Genomic DNA, 17,956 nt, shown 5'->3' with positions numbered 1-17,956 from the left:
GCGGGTCGACCGCGCGCCGGCTCAGTCCGCCGCCGCCCGCACGGTCTCGGTGAGCAGCGCGTCGACCTGGTGGATCAGCCGGCGCGAGTCGGCCGGCGAGATCGTGGTCCACATGATCCCGTCCGGGGCCGGCCGGCGGATCTGCACGTAGCGGCCGTCCTCGGTGTCGAAGAACGACACCACCCGATCGCCGCGCTGCCGCCGGCCGTGCCGGTCCCGAGCGGCGGCGCCGAAGTTCCCGGTGCCCAGCACGTCCTTGATCATGCCGGCCAGTGCGTCGGCGTCGTCGGGGCGCACCCCGCGGTCCAGCAGCGCGGCGTGGAAGCCCTGCCGGGTGCCGCCCGCGCTGTTGGCCGCCGCCTCGAAGTCCGCGCTGCGCACCGACACCGACTGGCCGGTTCCGGCCGGCCGGGACGGCAGCAGCTCGACCGCGGTCGCGGCCAGGTTCGTCGCCACGACCTGGCGCAGCGTGACCTCGGTGCCGGACAGCACGGCGATCGCGCCGTCGGTGCCGGCGCCGGCCACGATCAGCCGGACCCCGCGCTCCACGTACGCCCGGGCGTCCACCTCACGCTCCGGCCGGGCCAGCACCCGCAGGACATGGTCGATGTCGGGGTGCAGCGCCACCGGCCGGCCGAGGCCGCGGGCCTCGAGGTCGGACCACGCCTGCTGTTCCAGCGTGGCCCGCTCCTCGTAGGTCTTGCCCGGCGAGGGCACCTTCACCACCAGCGGCATCGCGCCCAGTTGCAGGTGCTCCCACAGCACGTCGAACTCGAGCGCCGACAGGGAGATCGGTTCCCGGTCGGTCTCCGGCTCGGTCCCCAGGCCCAAGATCGTCACTTCTCTTCTTGGCTCGGGTCTTCACCGATCACCGCGGGAGACACCATCCGGTCGTCGCCGAACACGTCGGTGGTCTCCAGCAGGTAGTCCGGCGAGAAGCGCTCCTCGTCCTCTCCGCCCTGACCGCGGCCGCCGCCCATCGGGGCGCCACCCATGCCGCCGCCCCGGGCGCCGCCCGCACCGGAGCCGCCCGCGCCGGCCGTACCGCCCGCGCCGGGGCCGCCGATGCCGGTGGCACCGCCGCGACCAAGCTGAGCCGCGGCCGCCGGCCGGCCGCTGTCCGGGTGCGGACCGCTGCCACCGGGCCCGAACCCGGCGGTGCCGGGCGCGCGACCCTCGGGGCCGAACCCGCTCGGGCCGCCGGGGAAGGGACCGCCGCCGCGCGGGCCGAACGGCGGGTTGCCGCCGGGCCGGTTGGTCTGGTTGAGCGGGTTGGGACCGCTGTTGGCCGGGTTGGGACCGCCGGGCGGCACCGGGCCGATCGGCGGCTTCGGGCCGGGGCCGGGCGGCAGCGGGCCGCCACCCGGCGGCGGAATCGGCACCGGGCCCGGGCCGGGACCCGGGATCGGGCCGGGGCCGGGACCTGGACCGGGCACCGGGCCGGGACCCGGCAGGCCCGGGGGCGCCGGGGCCGGCAGCGGAAGAACGTTCTGCGCGTCGGTCCCGCCGACCGGGCCGGTACCCACCGGCACCACGCCCACGCCGCCGGGCGGAACCGGCGCGGGGGACGACGGGCCGCCGGGGCCGCCCGTTCCACCTGGCGCGGGCGGCGTGGTGATCGTGCCGCCCGCGGAGCCGGTGCCGCCGGGGGCCAGGCCAGCGGTGGAGCCGCCCATCCAGCTGCCGATCTCGCCGCCGACCCCGGATCCACCGGGTGCTCCGGCCACCGAGATCACCACGTCCGGTGGCGCCACGAAGGTGCCGAGGGTGTTGCGGTTCCAGGTGCTGTTGGACTCGTAGGTGTTCATGGTGTCGACCGCCCGCTCGGCGGCGGCGGCCTGGGCCGCCTCCTGCCGCTCGTGGTCGGCCTGCTGTGCGGCCACGGCGGCGGCCGGGCCGGGGTTGCCGAGCAGGGCGGCACCGACGCCGGCAGCGGTATCCCAGCCGGACGGTGCGGGTGTCGTGACCTCGACCGGCTTGGGCATCTCGGACCGCGCGTTGGACACGTACTCCGCCTGGCTGTCCGTGGAGATGGCCATCACGCGGGAGCCGGTCTGGGCGTCGCTGGCCCACGCCTGCAACGGGGTCAGGCTGGTCGTCGCGTTCTCCGCCGCCGCACCGGTCCACCGCGCGCCCAGCTCGCCGAGGGCCCGGTTCAGGTCGGCGTCGACCTGTGACAGCTCGTCGGTGAGGCTGTTCCAGTACGCGGTCTGCGGTCCGGACGCGGCCGGCCCCGGACCGGAGTGGATCATGTCGTACAGCTCGGGATGGGAGTGCCCGCGCCACCGTGCGGTCATGTGATCGTCCCCTGGTTGGTCTCGGTCGAACGCCTTAGTTGCCGGAGTTCATTCGGGCGCTGTTGCCGCTCTCCGTGTTCACGTACCCGTTCTGCGCCGCGTCGAGCGACCTGATCACGTTCAGCAGCTGGTCGCGGTAGCCGGTCAGGCAGTGGATCGCGGACTCACCGCCGCCGCCGTTGGACCGCTGGGCGAACCGGTTCGCGGTTTCGCTGCTGACCGAGTCCCCGGCCCACGCCGGGACCTCCAGTCCGCCAAGCTGCTTCACCTTGGCCTCGACCCGGTCCAGCGCGGTCTGGAACGCCTTGCGCGCGGCCGGAATCGCGTCGAAGTCGATGGCAAGCGTCTGCTGACCGGCGTAGCTGGGTGCCGAGGAGGTTCCACCCCCACCACCGTCTGCAACGAACACGGCGTGTCTCCCTCAGTCCTGTGCATTTGCGACGACTGTATCTCTGATGCCCGACGCTGTGCAGCGGTTCCCACAAGCTTCGGCCACGCGGTGATTTTCTGTCCTCGAGACCAACCATAACGCCGCGGATTCGGGCCGGGTGGGGTCCCGGCCCGAATCCGTGGCTATGCCCGCGTGGATCAGATGTCCGGCTCCTCCGCGGCGGCCAATTCGGTCAGCGCGATTCCGCAGTTCGGCGCGGACCAGGCGTTGGACGTGCGGATGTCGACATGCACGTGGTCGTCGTGCCCGGGGTAGCCGGGCCCGAAGATCCCGCCGAAGCCGTGGTTGCGGGCCTGCTGGGCCAACCGGCAGAAGCCCTGCGAGCCGGCGGCCAGGTCGGCCGCGTTGCCGTACAGGTGCTGGCTGTTGCTCGCTCCGCCGACCGCCCGGTTGCACGCGATGCTGCGGAACCCGCTGTTGACGATCAGCGGCCGGTCACCGAACGCGTGCCGCAGGGCCTCCAACTGCCACATGGTCTTCAGCGCGTTGAACCGGGTCGCCGACTCGGACAGCGGGCCGCCGTCGAAGCCGCTGCCGCCGCAGCCGTCGTCCAGCTCCGCGTAGACGAAGTGGATCGGGGTGCAGTCGTCGTCCTGCAGTGCGTAGAACTGGTTGAACGTCTGGGCTCCGGCCACGCCGTCCGCGGACAGGCCGTAGGCCTGCTGGAAGCGCACCAGCGCCGCCCGGGTGGCCGGGCCGAAGGCGCCGTCGATCGCCAGATGCCCGCCGGAGCCGGGGTAGCCGGCGATGCGGATCTGCAGCTGCCGCACGTCCTCGCCGGACGCCCCCTGGCTCAGCGTGCGGTTCCAGGTGAAGCAGCCGTCGGCGGCGGCCTGGTTGACCGTCGAGGACACGAGCATGACGCCGGCCGCAAGGCTGAACGCCAGCAGCAGCCGCACCAGCGCGCGGGTGAGTCGGGTCGGTAGTCGCATGTGCGCCTCCGTAGCAGGGAGAAAATTACACACAGGAACTACTCGCTGACAGCTACTCACGTCAAGAGACAGTCGCCAAGATCAGACGAGCCAGCGCTCAATCTCCTCGGGCGGCCCGGGCTTGGCGAACAGCCAGCCCTGCGCGGAGTCGCAACCGATCTGGCGCAACAGGTCGACCTGCGCCTGGGTCTCCACACCCTCGGCGATCACCTCGAGCTCCAGGGTGTGCGCCAGCCGGACGAGGGCGGTCACGATCCGGGTGTCCACCGACGCGGCGGCCCCGTCGCGCAGCCCCTCGACGAACGAGCCGGCGATCTTGAGCGCGTGCACCGGCAGATGCCGCAGGTAGGCCAGGTTCGAGTAGCCGGTGCCGAAGTCGTCGATGGCGATCCGGATGCCGAGGTCGGACAGGCTGTGCAGCACCTCGAGCGGCTTGCCGGTGGTGCCCATGATCGCGCTCTCGGTCAGCTCGAGCTGCAGGTTCGCCGGCGGCACCCCGGCGCCGTCCAGGATGGACCGCACGTCGGCGACCAGGTTCGACTCGGCCACCTGGCGCGCGGCCAGGTTCACGCTGACCAGCGGGGCATCCGGGCCGAACGTGTCCAGCCACTCGCGGGCCTGGTCGCACGCCTCGGTGAGCACCCACCGGCCGAGCGAGACGATCAGCCCGGTCTCCTCGGCCAGGCCGATGAACCGGTCCGGGGCCAGCCGGCCGAACTCCGGGTGCGCCCACCGGACCAGGGCCTCGACCCCGTACAGCTTTCCGTCGGACAGCCGCAGCAACGGCTGGTAGTCGACGTAGAACTCGCCCCGGGACAGCGCCGCCGGCATGGTCGCGGACAGCGTGAACCGGGCGATCTCCCTGGCGTTGCGCTCCTTGTCGTAGCAGGCCCACCGGCTCTTGCCATCGGATTTGGCCCAGTGCAGCGTGATGTCGGCGTCGCGCATGATCTCGGCGGGGGTGGACTCGGCCACCGACCGCTCGACGATCCCGATGCTGGCCGACACGGACAGCCGGTGGCCGCCGATCCGGACCGGTTCGGCCAGGCAGCCAAGGATCTCCTCGGCGAGCGCCACCACCTCGTCCACGGTGGTGCTGTTCACCACCAGCACGACGAACTCGTCGCCGCCCATCCGGGCCACCAGCCGGCCGTCCGCCGAGACCAGGCCGTCCAGCCGGCTGGCCACCGCGACCAGCAACTGGTCGCCGATCACGTGGCCGAGGCTGTCGTTGATCACCTTGAACCCGTCCAGGTCCAGGTAGCACAGGGCGAGCCGGCCCTCGCCGGACCCGAAGGCGGCGTGCAGCCGCTCGGTGAACAGCGCCCGGTTGGCCAGCCCGGTCAGCGGGTCGTGATTGGCCTGGTAGCGCAGCTGTTCCTGGAGCTGGTGCCGCTCGGTGATGTCCTCGACCATGCCGACCAGGTACTTCGGCGCCCCGTCGTCGTCGCGGACCAGCGACACGGTCACGTTCGTCCACAGTGGACTGCCGTCGCGCTTGCGGAACAGCCGCTCGATCCGGTAGTGGTCGCGCAACCCGGCCGCGGTCTGCTCGAAGTAGGTCCGCATCTCGGAGCGGTCCTCGGGGTGGAACAGCGTGCTGATCTCGGTGCCGCGCAGCTGTTCGGTGCTGTAGCCGAGCATCGCGGCGAACCGGGCGTTCACCTCGAGCAGCACGCCCTTGGTGTCCGAGATGCCGATGCCCACCGCGGCCTCGGTGAACATGGCGCGGAACCGGGCCTCGGAGGCGCGGCCGGCCGCCTCGGCGCGGTCCCGGGCGTCCAGCGCGGCGCGGCGCAGCACCTCCTGCTCCCGGTAGACCCATTCCCGGGCGGCCTTGGCGAACCCGGTGGCCACGGCGGCCTGGATGGCCGGGATCCGTTCCCGGGCGCGCGCCTCGGCGGTGGCGTTGGCGGAGCGCAGCAGTTCCTCGCCGATCAGCCGGATCGTGCAGCCGAGCGCGTCGGGCGCGGTCAGGTGCAGCTCGACAATCGCCGCACCCACCTGCTCGACCGGCTCCGGCTGGAACGAATCGGCGCGCAGCGAAGCGGTCAGCACGCCGGCCAGCTCGTGGATGGCGCCGACCAGCCGCGCCCGATCCATGGCCACGTAACCCGTTCCGGCAAGCGCGGCGGCCCACGCGGAGGCGAAGGAGTCACGGCTGGCGATCACCTTCACCGAACGCCACGTAGGGCTTGCCACCGTCTCACCCCTCCGGCACTCCAGGACACCCCCGTGCGGGTAAGCGCAGGATACGACCGCTCTCACGCTCCGTCCACGTTCAGTTCCGGCGCGTCAGCCGAGATCGCTTATGGTCTAGACCATTCGGCCGGTTCAGTGAACTGCCGTGATCAATTAACGGAAAAGAGTGACACGTGGGTTCATTACCCCCACAATGCCGTTCTGGACGATCCCTGCAAGCGATCGTCGTCCCGGAGGGCAAGTCGGAAAGGCCGATCATGAGGTCCAATACGCGGTTCAGGCGACGCTACCCCGCGATCGTCGCCGTCACCATTGCTGCCAGCGCACTGCTTTTCGCATCCGTCGCCCCGGTCCAGGCCGTGGAGGACGTTTCCCCGAACGTCGACCCGGACGAGTTGGTCCGGCTCTACGACCATCCGATGGGTTCGCAGATCCGCCTGCACGAGGGCACCGCGGAAATGCCCAAGGATCCGCCGCCCATGGTCGACGCCTCGGTGCCCGGCATCGACGTCAGCGGCTGGCAGGGCAACGTGAACTGGGCCGCCCAGTGGAATGCCGGCAAACGGTTCGTCTGGGCCAAGGCGACCGAGGGCACCGGCTACCGCAACCCGTACTTCGCCCAGCAGTACAACGGTTCCTACAACCAGGGATTCATCCGGGGCGCCTACCACTTCGCGCTCCCCGACCGGTCCACCGGCGCGGCCCAGGCCGACTTCTTCAGCAACAACGGCGGCGGCTGGTCGGGCGACGGCCGGACCCTGCCGGGGGCGCTGGACATGGAGTACAACCCGTACGGCGCCACCTGCTACGGCAAGACCAAGGCGTCGATGACCCAGTGGATCCTCGACTTCAGCAACCGCTACAAGGCGCGCTGGGGAAAGTACCCGGCGATCTACACCTCGACCAGTTGGTGGAGCCAGTGCGTCAGCGGTGACTTCAGCAGCACCAACCCGCTGTGGGTGGCCAGGTACTCCTCGGCCGTCGGCACGCTGCCGTGCTGCTGGGGCTTCTACACGGTGTGGCAGTACAGCTCGTCGCCGATCGACCAGAACACCTTCAACGGCGCCATCGACCGGTTGCAGGCCCTGGCCCGCACTCCGGACTGAGGCCGGCAGGGTAAGGGCCCGTCCCGGGAGTGGCACGATGTCGATCGTGCGCTTCCGGGACGGGTTGCCGTGGCTGGTCACCGTGCTGCTCGCCGTCGCCGTGCTGGCGACGGTGACCGCCTGGGTGCGCTCCGACGGGATCGACCGGGGTGAGGCGCTCAAGACCGGCGGGCTCGCGGCCGGGTCGGTGATCGCGCTGTACGCGTTGTGGCTCAACGACCGGCGCCGGCGGGTCGAGGAGCAGCGGCAGGAGATCGAGCGCGGGCGGCAGGAGCTGGAGACGGCCAGGTACGCGCTCGAGCAGTCCCGGCAGGCGCTGGAGCACCAGCGGGCCGAGCACGACCGGGCCCGGGTGGCCGACGAGCGGTTCGCGCGCGCGGTCGAGCTGCTCGGGCACGACACCGACCAGGTGCGGGTGGGCGCGCTGCACGCGCTGGCCGGGCTGGCCCGCAGCCGGCCGGCCTATACGCAGACCGTGCTGGACGTGCTGTGCTCGTACCTGCGCCGGCCGTTCGACCACTACCGGTTCGCGGCGATCCGGAGCGAGAAGACGCCGACGGACGAGTCGCGGACCGGCAAGGAGTGGACCGACGACGAGCGGGCGGAGGCGGACCGCTGGCTGCAGGTGCGGCTGACCGCCCAGCGGCTGATCTACGACCTGCTCTCGCCGGTGTCCGAACCGGACGCGCCGGTCTACGACCTCGACCTGCACGGCGCCACGCTGGAGTACTTCGATCTGCGCGACCGGAAAGTCGGCCAGCTGCGCGCCCGGGAGATGAACCTCTACATGTCCACCATGCTGCGCGGCGCCGTGGTGCACGGCGGCGCGTGGCTGACCGGCACGCACAGCTGGGGCCGGTTCTTCGCCCGCGGCACCGTGTTCCACGACCTCGCCTGGTTCAGCAAGTTCGAGGCCGCCGAACGGGTCGAGTTCACCGGAAGCCGGTTCCTGGGCGAGACGAACTTCGCCAACACGGTGTTCCGCGACGAGGTGTCCTTTGCGGACGTGGAGTTCGACCGGGCGGTCGACTTCGGCAACGCGCGCTTCGAGGCCCAACTGGACCTGCGGGTGGCCGGCGGCGCGACCGCGAACACCCGGGCCATGCGGGTCTCCCTCGAGCACGAGACGAACCTGCCGGACGGTTGGAGTGTGGACACAACACGCGGCACGCCGTTCGGGCTCGTACGGGCCTGAAGCTACGGCTACGTAGCCACCTCAGTGGGACTTACGTAGCGGGCACGGATGTGAGCCGACCGGGCCCGGACGCAAGATTTCGTCGTGCTCGATCACCGAGTGAAGGTCAGTCGCAGCGTCCGGCCGCCGGCTCCCCGGCCCGGTGCGACCGAGCTGACCGTGCTGGTGGCCGACGACCACCCCGGGGTCGTCGGCCACCTTCGCGGCCTGCTCACCGCCGCACCCGGAATCACCGTGGTGGCCCAGGCGTCGACCGGTCCGGAGGCGATCGAGCTGGCCCGGCGGCACCGGCCGGACGTGCTGGTGCTCGACCTCGAGCTGCCCGACGGCGGCATCGCGGTGATCCGCGAGCTGACCGAGACCGCGGTGCTGGTCTATACCGCCCGGGCGGACGACGACTCGGTGCTGACCGCGATGCGCGCAGGCGCCCGCGGCTACCTGCTCAAGGACGCCGACGACCCGGCCGGGGAGCACATGGTGCGGGCGGTCCGCGGGGTTGCCGCCGGCGAGGCGATCTTCGGCCAGAGCATCGCCGCCCGGGTACTGCAGCTGCTGGCCAACCCGGAACCCACGGCGCCGCTGCCGGACCTGACCGACCGCGAGGCCGCACTGCTGGACCTGCTCGCCGAGGGCTACGGCAACGCCGCCATCGCCGCCCGGCTGCAACTCGCCCCGAAGACGGTCAGCAACCTGATCTCCACCCTGGTCGCCAAGCTCGGCGTGAGCGGACGGGAGGCCGCGGTGTCGGCTGGACTGAGGAGCAGCGCAGCCGCGAGGAACGAGCGGCGAGCAGCGCACGAAGGAAGCCGACACCAGCAGCGGCCGACCGGAAGCGAACCATGGGCACCGTGAGCGACCGAAATGCCGCCGTGCGTCGAGCGCGGCCCTGAGCCACCGGCGTCCCGGGCCGGATGGGTGTCCCGTGGCCCTGTGGTCGGCAGGGCCGCGGGAGCTATCCCCAGATCTCCCTGGCGGTCTCGACGATCAGGCGGAGCTTGGCCACCTCGTCGTCGTAGGTCAGCGCGTTGCCCTCGACGGTCGAGGAGAACCCGCACTGCGGGGACAGGCAGATCTGGTCGTACGGCACGTGCTTGGCCGCCTCGTCGATCCGGCGCTTGAGCGTGTCCTTGCTCTCCAGCTCGCCGCGCTTGGTGGTGACCAGGCCGAGCACCACCATCTTCCCGGGCGGGACGAACCGCAGCGGGGCGAACCCGCCGGAGCGGGCGTCGTCGTACTCCAGGAAGAAGCCGTCCACGTCCAGCTCGGTGAACAGCGCCTCGGCCACGAAGTCGTAGCCGCCCTCGGCCACCCAGGACGACCGGAAGTTGCCCCGGCACATGTGCGTGGTGACCGTCATCCCCGGCGGCCGGCCGGTCAGTGCGGCGTTGATCTGCTTGATGTAGCGCAGGTGCTGATGCTCGGCGTCGTCACCGCGGGCGGCCAGCTCGGCGCGCTGCTCGGGGTCGTTCAGGTAGGCCAGGCTGGTGTCGTCGAGCTGCAGGTACTTGCAGCCCAACTCGCCGACGGCGGTGATCTGGGCGGCGTAGGCCGCGGACAGGTCGGACCAGAACTCCTCGACGTCCGGGTAGACCGCCGGATCGATGAACGCCCGGCCGCCGCGGTAGTGCACCATGCTCGGCGACGGGATGGTCAGCTTCGGCACCACGTCGTCCGGGGCCACCGACATCAGGTACCGGAAGTGCTCGGCGAAGATCGGCTGCGGCAACGTGATCTTGTCGTGCACCCGCAGCGCGGCGCTGGTGAAATCCAGGTCCCCGGCGGCGTTGCGGAAGTGCACCTTGAGCTTCTCGTCGGACTGGCCGATGCCGCCGAGCTGGTAGATGAAGTCCATGTGCCAGGTGGTTCGGCGGAACTCGCCGTCGGTGGCCGACTGCAGCCCGACCTCGCGCTGCATCGCGACCACGTCGGCGATCGCCTCGTCCTCCACCTTGCGCAGGTCCTCGGCGGAGATCCGGCCGGCCGCCCGGTCCTCCCGGGCGGCCAGCAGCGCCGCCGGGCGCAGCAGGCTGCCGACGTGGTCGGCGCGGAACGGTGGGAAAACTCGCAAGGGGTCAACCTCCTTTGGGCAGGGGCAGTCCGACGTAGTTCTCCGCGAACGACGTGGCCGCCGCGGTGGACGAGGTGAGGTAGCGCAGCTGGGACAGTTGCAGCCGCTCGCCGAACGGATCGGCGTGCGGCGGCCGGTGCAGCATCGAGGTCATCCACCAGGAGAAGTGCTGCACCCGCCAGACCCGCCGCAGGCAGTTGTCCGAGTAGGCGTCCAGCCCGGCGCCGCTGCCCGACGTGTACCACTCGTCGAGCGCCGCGGCCAGCACGTACACGTCGGCCACCGCCAGGTTGAGGCCCTTCGCCCCGGTGGCCGGCACGATGTGCGCCGAGTCGCCGGCCAGGAACAGCCGGCCATGCCGCATCGGCTCGGTCACGTAGCTGCGCAGCGCGGTGATGCCCTTGTCCAGCAACGGCCCGGTGTTGAGCTGGAAGCCGTCCCGGCGGTGCAGCCGGTTGGCCAGCTCCGCCCAGATCCGCTCGTCCGGCCATTCCGCCAGCCGTTCGTCCGGCGCGACCTGGAGGTAGAGCCGGGTGATCTCCGGGGTGCGCATGCTGTGCAGCGCGAACCCGTCGCCGGTGTGCGCGTAGATCAGCTCCTCGGACGACGGCGGCGCCTGGGCCAGCACCCCCAGCCAGGAGTACGGGTACTGATGGTCGTAGGCGGTGATCGCCCCGGCCGGAACGGCGGGCCGGCTCACCCCGTGGAAGCCGTCGCAGCCGGCCACGAAGTCACAGTGCAGCTCCACCTCGCGGCCCTGGTGCGTGCCGCGGATCACCGGCCGGGGCCCGGTCAGGTCGTCGATGCCGGTGGCCGGCGCCTCGAACACCAACGGCCGGCCGGTGTCCAGCCGGGCCGCGACCAGGTCCTTCACCAGCTCGTGCTGGGCGTAGATGGTCACCCCGCGCCCGGTCAGCTCGGTCAACGGGATCCGGTGCCCGACGCCGTCGAAGAGCACCTCCAACCCGCTGTGCACCAGGCATTCCCGGTGCAGCCGGGCGGACAGGCCGATCTCGTCGAGCAGGTCGACGGTGCCCTGCTCGAGCACGCCGGCCCGGATCCGGTGCTCGATGTGCTCGCGGGTGGCCCGCTCCAGCACGACCGAGTCGATGCCGAGCCGGTGCAGCAGGTGGGCGAGCATCAGTCCGGCCGGGCCGGCGCCGATGATCCCCACCTGCGTGCGCATCGTGCCCATTAGAACGGATAGGCCGGGATGTCGCCGCGCATCGTGATCCAGCGTTGCTCGGTGAACGCGTCCAGGTTGGCCGTGCCGCCGAACCGGGCGCCGGTGCCGGAGTCGAGCACGCCGCCGAACGGCGCCACCGCCTCGTCGTTGACCGTCTGGTCGTTGATGTGCACGATCCCGGTCGGGATCCGCTCGGCCAGCGCCAGGCCGCGCATGGCGTCCCCGGTCATGATCGACAGGGACAGGCCGTACTCGGTGGCGGCGGCCATGGCGACCGCGTCGTCCTCGGTGGCGAACGGCAGGACCGGCGCCACCGGCCCGAACACCTCGTGCGCGTAGGCGGGCATGTCCGGGGTGACCTCGGCGAGCACGGTCGGCCGGTAGCACAGGCCCTCGTACGTGCCGCCGGCCGCGAGCCGGGCCCCGGCGTCCACGGTGGACGTCACCAGGCCGTGCACCTTGTCCCGCTGGCCCTCGTCGATCAGCGGCCCGAGCGCGACCGGATCCGTTGCCGGGTTGCCGACCGGCAGCGCGTCGGCGTGCGCGGCGAGCGCCTCGGTGTAGGCGGCGGCGATCTTCTCGTGCACCAGGTGCCGGCCGGCGGTCATGCAGATCTGGCCCTGGTGCAGGAACGAGCCCCAGGCGCCGGCCGACACGGCGGCCTCGATGTCGGCGTCGTCCAGCACCACGATCGCGCTGTTGCCGCCCAGTTCCAGGTGCACCCGCTTGAGGTTCCGGCCGGCCAACTCGGCGACGGCGCGGCCGGTGGCGCTGGAGCCGGTGAACGAGACCACCCGCACGTTGCGGTCGGTGACCAGCGCGGTGCCGGCCTCCGCGCCGCCGGGCAGCACGTGCAGCAGCCCGTCCGGCAGCCCGGCCTCGGCCAGCACGCGGGCGATGGCGAACCCGCCGGAAACCGGGGTGCGCAGGTCCGGCTTGAGCACCACGGCGTTGCCGAGCGCGAGGGCCGGTGCGACCGACCGGATGGACAGGATCAGCGGCACGTTGAACGGGGAGATCACGCCGACCACGCCGACCGGGACCCGGCGCAGCAGCGACAGCCGCGGCTGGTTGGTCGGCAGGATCTCGCCGAGCGGCCGGGAGGCGAGGGCGGCGGCCTCGTAGCACTCCTGCGCGGCCACGCCGACCGCGAAGCCGGCCAGGCCGGGCACCGCGCCGGTCTCCCGGATCACCCAGTCCCGCAGTTCGTCGGCGTGCTGCTCGACCAGCGCGCCGGCCCGGCGCAGCACCCCGGCCCGCTCCTCGAAGTTGGTGGCCGCCCAGTCCCGCTGGGCGGCGGCCGCGGCCCGCGCCGCCGCGGCCACGTCCTCGGCGTCGGCCACCCCGGTGCGACCGAGCTCGGCGCCGGTGGCCGGCTCGGTGATCGGCAGGTCGCCGCCGCGCGAGGAGATCCATCCTCCACTGTAGACCTGGCCCTCGAACTCCTTGGCGTCCAACAGGTTCAGCGTCGCTGTCATTGTCTCTCCAGTTTTGCTTTCTGGATCTGGGCGTAAACCTGACCGCGCAGCTCGGTGAACCGCGGAGCCCCGCGGGTGGTCAGCTGGTCGCGCTCGGCCGGCAGGTCGATCTCGATGTCGTCGGCGATGTGGGTGGGCGCGGCGGACAGCGTGATCACCCGCTGGCCCAGGTAGACCGCCTCGTCGATGTCGTGCGTGACGAACAGCATGGTCATCTCGAACCGTTGCCACACCGAGCGGATCAGGTCCTCGAGGTCGGCCCGGGTCTGCGCGTCCACCGCGGCGAACGGCTCGTCCATCAGCAGCACCTGCGGCTGGTAGGCGATGGCCCTGGCGATCGCCACCCGCTGCTGCATCCCGCCGGAGAGCTGCCACGGGTAGGCCCCGTGCGCGTCGGCCAGCCCGACCGCGTCCAGCGCCTCGGCCACCTGCCGGCGCCGGGCCGCGCGGGACAGCCCGGCCGCGCGCAGCGGCAGTTCGACGTTGGCGGCCACCCGCAGCCAGGGGAACAGGCTGCGGCCGTACTCCTGGAACACCACGGCAAGGCCCTTGGGCGGGCCGGACACCCGCTGCCCGGCCAGCCACACCTCACCGGCGGTGGGCGGTAACAGCCCGGCGATGCAGCGCAGCAGCGTGGTCTTGCCGCAGCCGGACGGCCCGACGATGCAGACGAACTGGCCGGGCTCGACGGTGAAGGTGAGCTCGCCGACCGCCTCCACCCGGCGGCCATGGCCGTCGTAGACCTTGTTCAACTCCGTGACGGTCAGCATCGTTTCAGCGTTCCTTCTCCACCGCGCGTAATCCGTGATACCAGGCAAGAACCTGATGCTCCACCAATCTGAAGATCAACGACAGGAGCACGCCGAGCAGGCCGAGCAGCAGTACCCCGCTCCACATCTCGGGAATCTGGAAGCCGCGCTGGAACTGGACGATCGTGAAGCCCAGCCCGCTGCTGGCCGCGAACATCTCGCTGATCACCATCAGGATGATCCCGACCGACAGCGCCTGCCGGGCGCCGGTGACGATCTGCGGGCTGGCCGAGCGCAGCACCAGGTGCCACATCCGCAGCCACCCGCCGATCCGGTAGCTGCGGCAGGTGTCGAGCAGCACCCCGTCGATCGCCCGCACGCCCTCGACCGTGTTCAGCAGTACCGGCCACACGCAGCCGGACACGATCACCAGGATCTTCATCTCGTCGCCGATGCCGGCGAACAGCATCAGGATCGGCACCAGCACCGGCGGCGGGATCGCCCGGAGGAACTCAAGCGTCGGCTCGAGCAGCGCGCGCAGTGACTGGCGCAGCCCGATCGCCACGCCGAGCGCAACCCCGATCAGCAGGGCGATCAGGTAGCCGAAGCCGAGCCGGGCCAGGCTGGGCAACACGTCGTCGACCAGCCGCGGGCCGAACCAGGTGTCGCCGAACGCCTCCAGGATGACCCGCAGCGGCGGGATGTAGAACGCGGTCGATCCGTCGCTGGCGATCCACCACGTGGCGAACAGCAACGCCGGCAACGCGAGGATCATCGTGGTCCGATAGGCGATCCGCACGATCATGACGGGATCTCCTGCCGCACGGACGGATGCCAGGCCAGCACCTGCCGCTCGGCCGTGCGGGTGATCAGGTTGGCCACCACGCCGATCAGCCCGGTCACCACGACCAGCGCGTACATCTGTGGCACCGCGTCGCTGGCCTGGGCGATCGCGATCTCCTTGCCCAGCCCGGGCGAGCCGATGATCAGCTCACCGGTGATGGCCAGGATCAGCGCGACCGAGGCGGCCAGCCGCACGCCGGTCACGGCGTAGGGCAGCGTGGTCGGCCAGATCAGGTACCGCACGGTGCCCACCCGGCCGAGCCGGTAGGACCGAGCGGTGTCCCTGGCCACCGGGTCGACGTCGGCCACCCCGTGCAGCACCTGCACCAGCACCTGCCAGAACGACGCGTACACCACCAGGATCAGCGTCGAGGTGACGGTGGAGCCGTAGAGCAGCACGGCCAGCGGGATCAGCGCGACCGACGGGATCGGCCGGAGGAACTCGACGGTGGACGCGGTGGCCACGCGCAGCACCGGGATCGAGCCGATCACCACGCCGATGACCACCCCGGCCAGCACCGCGATGGCCAGCCCGAGGCCCCAGGTGCGCAGCGTGTCCGCAAGCGCGGTCCAGAACCGCTCCTCGCGGACCTGATCGGCGAGCGCGACCGCGATCCGGCTGGTGGGCGGGGCGTACTGGTCGGAGACCAGCCCGATCCGCGGCACCAGCTCGAGCAGCGCGCCGAAGCCGATCAGGCCCGCGAGGCCGAGCAGAACTCTCACAGGAACAGGGCGTCGACGTCTGCCGGCTTCTCCAGCAGCTTGTCCTCGAGGGCCAGGTCGGCCAGCTTCTGCACGGAGTCCCGGTTCACGTCGGCCGGCCACTTCGGCAGCGTCATCTTGGCGATCACGTCCGGCGCGATCTGGGTGTACGTGCCGATGATCTGCCGGGCCTCGTCGGGGTGGGCGTCGGCGTAGGCCAGTGACTCCTGCATCGCCTCGGTGAACCGCTTGACCAGGTCGGGGTTCTGACCGATCAGCTGGTTGGAAGCGAAGTAGCTGGCGATGGTCAGCTGGGGCGCCACGTCCACGTAGCTGGACGCGATCTTGCGGCCGCCCTGGGCGAGCACGGCCTGCTGGAACGGCTCCACCACGAACACCGCGTCGACCTGACCGGACTGCAATGCGGCCGGCTGCTGCGGGAAGCCCATCTCGACGAACTGGACCGATGCCGGGTCACCGCCGGCCTTGCGGACCGACTGGCGCACCGAGGTGTCCACGATGTTCTTCAGCGTGTTGGCCGCGACCTTCTTGCCGGCCAGATCCGCGGCCGTCCTGATCGGACTGTCGCCCTTGACCATCAGCGCGGCGAAGTCGTTGCCGTCCTGCCCGGTGGAGTTGTTTCCGTTGGACACCACCTTGATCGGCACGCTGCGGGACTGGGCCAGCAGCAGCGAGACCATGTTGCTGAAGCCGAACTGGTACTGCCCGCTGATCACGGCCGGCACGATCGCCGCGCCGCCCTGGGCTAACTCGAGCTTCAGCTCGATGTTGCGCTTGCTGAAGAAGCCCTTCTCCTTGCCGAGGTAGATCGGCGCCACGTCGAGGATCGGGATGACCCCGACGGTGACCTGGTCCGGCGGGCCGGACGGCGTGGAGGCCGGCGCGCTTCCGGTCTGCGGCGGGGCGGTGCTGCCGCCGGTGTTGGCACCGCAGGCGGAGGCGGCCAGCACGGCCGCGGTGAACAGGACTGCTGCGAGGTTTCGTCGCATCGTCGGGACTCCATCCACCCGTTATTGGGCGTGTTCGCACAGCGAACGCGTGTTCAGTAGATGAACGTAGAACCACCGACACGCCAGCGTCAACCTTGACTTGTCACGATTCGGCTCCCTATGGTGCGTTTAAAGAACGTTCGTTCGCATAGCGCACGCGGAGGGGCCAATGGCCGAACTGGTCGGTCTGGCCGAGGGCATCGCGACGCTGGTCCGGGACGGCGACGTGGTGGCCCTTGAGGGGTTCACCCACCTCATCCCGGTCCGGGCCGGCCAGGAGATCATCCGCCAGGGCCGGCGCGACCTCACCCTGGTCAGGATGACCCCGGACATCATCTACGACCAGTTGATCGGCGCCGGATGCGCCAGCCGGCTGGTGTTCTCCTGGGGCGGCAACCCGGGAGTCGGTTCGCTGCACCGGTTCCGGGACGCGGTCAACAACGGCTGGCCGGCCCCGCTCGAGCTGGACGAGCACAGCCACGCCGGCATGGCCAACCGGTACGTGGCCGGCGCGTCCGGGCTGCCGTTCGCGGTCATGCGCGGCTACGCCGGCACCGACCTGTTCCGGCACAACGCCAACCTGGCCACGGTCACCTGCCCGTTCACCGGCGAGGTGCTCACCGCGGTGCCGGCGCTGCGGCCGGATGTCACCGTGATCCACGCCCAGCGCGCCGACCGCAAGGGCAACGTGCAGATGTGGGGACTCACCGGCGTGCAGAAGGAAGCGGTGCTGGCCGCCGACCGCTCGCTGGTCACCGTCGAAGAGGTGGTGGACACCCTGGACCCGCGACCGGACGCGGTGGTGCTGCCCGGCTGGGTGGTGACCGCGGTGGCCGTGGTGCCCGGCGGCGCCCGCCCGTCCTACGCGCAGGACTACTACGACCGGGACAACGACGCCTACCGCGCCTGGGACGCGATCAGCCGGGACCGGGACGCGTTCACCGCCTGGCTGCGTACCGAAGTGCTGGATCCGGTGGGCTCATGAGCACCTGGACCGCCGAGGAGATGATGACGATCACCGCCGCGCGGGCACTGGTCGGGCACACCTCCTGCTTCGTCGGGATCGGGCTGCCGAGCACCGCGGCCAACCTGGCTCGCCGGCTGCACAACCCGGACCTGGTGCTGATCTACGAGTCCGGGGCGATCGGCGCCAAGCCCACCCGGCTGCCACTGTCCATCGGGGACGGTGAGCTGGCCGAGACCGCGGACGCCGTGATCAGCGTGCCCGAGGTGTTCAACTACTGGCTGCAGCCCGGCCGGATCGGCGTCGGCTTCCTGTCCGCCGCCCAGCTCGACCGGTACGCCAACCTGAACACCACGATCATCGGCGCCGACTACCGCGACCCGGACGTGCGGCTGCCCGGCGCGGGCGGGGCGCCGGAGATCGCGGCGTCCTGCCGCGAGGTGTTCCTGATGCTGCGGCACACCCGGCGGGCGTTCGTCGAGAAGGTCGACTTCGTCACCTCGGTCGGCTTCGGCGACGGGCCGGGTTGCCGGGACCGGCTCGGTCTGCGCGGCCGCGGTCCGGTGCTGGTGGTGACCGACATCGGCGTGCTCGAGCCGGATCCGAACACCTGCGAGCTGACCCTGACCCACCTGCACCCCGGCGCCGAGTTGGCCGCGGCCCGCGCCGCCACCGGATGGGCCCTCGCCGTCGCCGCGGACCTGGCCGAGACCGACCCGCCCACCGGCGAGGAGCTGGCCGTGCTGCGCGACCTCGTGAAAGGACCGTGACCC

17 protein-coding genes are annotated in these 17,956 nt (G+C 71.4%); 5 read left to right on the top strand and 12 right to left on the bottom strand.

Translation table 11 applies throughout. The features are described from left to right. Positions 1 to 21: 21 nt before the first annotated feature. From VFV67_RS25935 to VFV67_RS25915, 5 genes are all read right to left on the bottom strand, one after another. Entirely contained in the window at positions 22 to 840 is an 819-nt protein-coding gene (locus VFV67_RS25935; protein ID WP_326473255.1) for an ESX secretion-associated protein EspG, read from the bottom strand. Beyond that, entirely contained in the window at positions 837 to 2,297 is a 1,461-nt protein-coding gene (locus VFV67_RS25930) for a PPE domain-containing protein (protein ID WP_326473254.1), read from the bottom strand. The genes VFV67_RS25935 and VFV67_RS25930 overlap by 4 nt, the downstream gene beginning before the upstream one ends. 34 nt (positions 2,298 to 2,331) lie before the next feature. Further along, entirely contained in the window at positions 2,332 to 2,706 is a 375-nt protein-coding gene (locus tag VFV67_RS25925; RefSeq protein ID WP_326473253.1) for a hypothetical protein, read from the bottom strand. A 179-nt stretch (positions 2,707 to 2,885) separates the two neighbouring features. Continuing rightward, positions 2,886 to 3,680: a D-Ala-D-Ala carboxypeptidase family metallohydrolase gene (locus tag VFV67_RS25920; protein WP_414636351.1), complete on the bottom strand. Its 795-nt coding sequence runs from the start codon at positions 3,678 to 3,680 to the stop codon at positions 2,886 to 2,888. 81 nt (positions 3,681 to 3,761) lie between these two features. Next, complete coding sequence (locus VFV67_RS25915; RefSeq protein WP_326473252.1) at positions 3,762 to 5,882, bottom strand: putative bifunctional diguanylate cyclase/phosphodiesterase; 2,121 nt, start codon at positions 5,880 to 5,882, stop codon at positions 3,762 to 3,764. 257 nt (positions 5,883 to 6,139) lie between these two features. On the opposite strand from VFV67_RS25915, the gene VFV67_RS25910 reads away from it, so the two are divergent. The 3 genes from VFV67_RS25910 to VFV67_RS25900 all read left to right on the top strand — a co-directional run bounded on the left by VFV67_RS25910 (position 6,140) and on the right by VFV67_RS25900 (position 9,035). Next, the gene (locus tag VFV67_RS25910; protein ID WP_326473251.1) at positions 6,140 to 6,988 is read left to right on the top strand and encodes a lysozyme; all 849 of its coding nucleotides are present in this window, start codon (positions 6,140 to 6,142) and stop codon (positions 6,986 to 6,988) included. 37 nt (positions 6,989 to 7,025) lie between these two features. Next, on the top strand, positions 7,026 to 8,183 hold the full coding sequence (locus tag VFV67_RS25905) for a pentapeptide repeat-containing protein (protein ID WP_326473250.1): 1,158 nt from the start codon (positions 7,026 to 7,028) through the stop codon (positions 8,181 to 8,183). Positions 8,184 to 8,267: 84 nt separating this feature from the next. Next, positions 8,268 to 9,035, top strand: coding sequence for a response regulator transcription factor (locus VFV67_RS25900; RefSeq protein ID WP_326473249.1), 768 nt, complete (start codon positions 8,268 to 8,270; stop codon positions 9,033 to 9,035). Positions 9,036 to 9,135: 100 nt separating this feature from the next. Here the strand turns inward: VFV67_RS25900 and VFV67_RS25895 are convergent, their stop codons facing one another. From VFV67_RS25895 to VFV67_RS25865, 7 genes are read right to left on the bottom strand one after another with little or no spacing between them, the layout of a single operon-like run. Then, the gene (locus VFV67_RS25895) at positions 9,136 to 10,251 is read right to left on the bottom strand and encodes a 5-methyltetrahydropteroyltriglutamate--homocysteine S-methyltransferase (RefSeq protein WP_326473248.1); all 1,116 of its coding nucleotides are present in this window, start codon (positions 10,249 to 10,251) and stop codon (positions 9,136 to 9,138) included. A gap of 4 nt (positions 10,252 to 10,255) precedes the next feature. Then, positions 10,256 to 11,437 (bottom strand): 4-hydroxybenzoate 3-monooxygenase, encoded by a 1,182-nt coding sequence (locus VFV67_RS25890; protein ID WP_326473247.1) that lies wholly within the window; start codon positions 11,435 to 11,437, stop codon positions 10,256 to 10,258. A gap of 8 nt (positions 11,438 to 11,445) precedes the next feature. Then, complete coding sequence (locus tag VFV67_RS25885; protein WP_326473294.1) at positions 11,446 to 12,903, bottom strand: aldehyde dehydrogenase family protein; 1,458 nt, start codon at positions 12,901 to 12,903, stop codon at positions 11,446 to 11,448. Positions 12,904 to 12,911: 8 nt separating this feature from the next. After that, positions 12,912 to 13,685 (bottom strand): ABC transporter ATP-binding protein, encoded by a 774-nt coding sequence (locus tag VFV67_RS25880; RefSeq protein ID WP_326473246.1) that lies wholly within the window; start codon positions 13,683 to 13,685, stop codon positions 12,912 to 12,914. A 4-nt stretch (positions 13,686 to 13,689) separates the two neighbouring features. Next, positions 13,690 to 14,469 carry an ABC transporter permease gene (locus tag VFV67_RS25875; RefSeq protein WP_326473245.1) on the bottom strand — a complete coding sequence of 260 codons (780 nt, stop codon included), beginning with the start codon at positions 14,467 to 14,469 and terminating at the stop codon, positions 13,690 to 13,692. Next, positions 14,466 to 15,230: an ABC transporter permease gene (locus VFV67_RS25870; protein WP_326473244.1), complete on the bottom strand. Its 765-nt coding sequence runs from the start codon at positions 15,228 to 15,230 to the stop codon at positions 14,466 to 14,468. The genes VFV67_RS25875 and VFV67_RS25870 overlap by 4 nt, the downstream gene beginning before the upstream one ends. After that, positions 15,227 to 16,219, bottom strand: coding sequence for an ABC transporter substrate-binding protein (locus VFV67_RS25865; RefSeq protein WP_326473243.1), 993 nt, complete (start codon positions 16,217 to 16,219; stop codon positions 15,227 to 15,229). The genes VFV67_RS25870 and VFV67_RS25865 overlap by 4 nt, the downstream gene beginning before the upstream one ends. Positions 16,220 to 16,388: 169 nt before the next feature. Between VFV67_RS25865 and VFV67_RS25860 the strand changes: the two genes are divergently transcribed. Further along, entirely contained in the window at positions 16,389 to 17,204 is an 816-nt protein-coding gene (locus tag VFV67_RS25860) for a CoA transferase subunit A (RefSeq protein WP_326473242.1), read from the top strand. Continuing rightward, positions 17,201 to 17,953 carry a CoA-transferase subunit beta gene (locus tag VFV67_RS25855; protein WP_326473241.1) on the top strand — a complete coding sequence of 251 codons (753 nt, stop codon included), beginning with the start codon at positions 17,201 to 17,203 and terminating at the stop codon, positions 17,951 to 17,953. The genes VFV67_RS25860 and VFV67_RS25855 overlap by 4 nt, the downstream gene beginning before the upstream one ends. Positions 17,954 to 17,956 lie beyond the last annotated feature (3 nt).

Origin of the sequence: Actinophytocola sp. (genome assembly GCF_035762905.1) — a bacterium.
Taxonomy (GTDB): Bacteria; Actinomycetota; Actinomycetes; order Mycobacteriales; family Pseudonocardiaceae; genus DASYTH01.
Note: the sequence above shows the minus strand (reverse complement) of the source record. Positions and strands in the feature narration are given on the sequence as shown.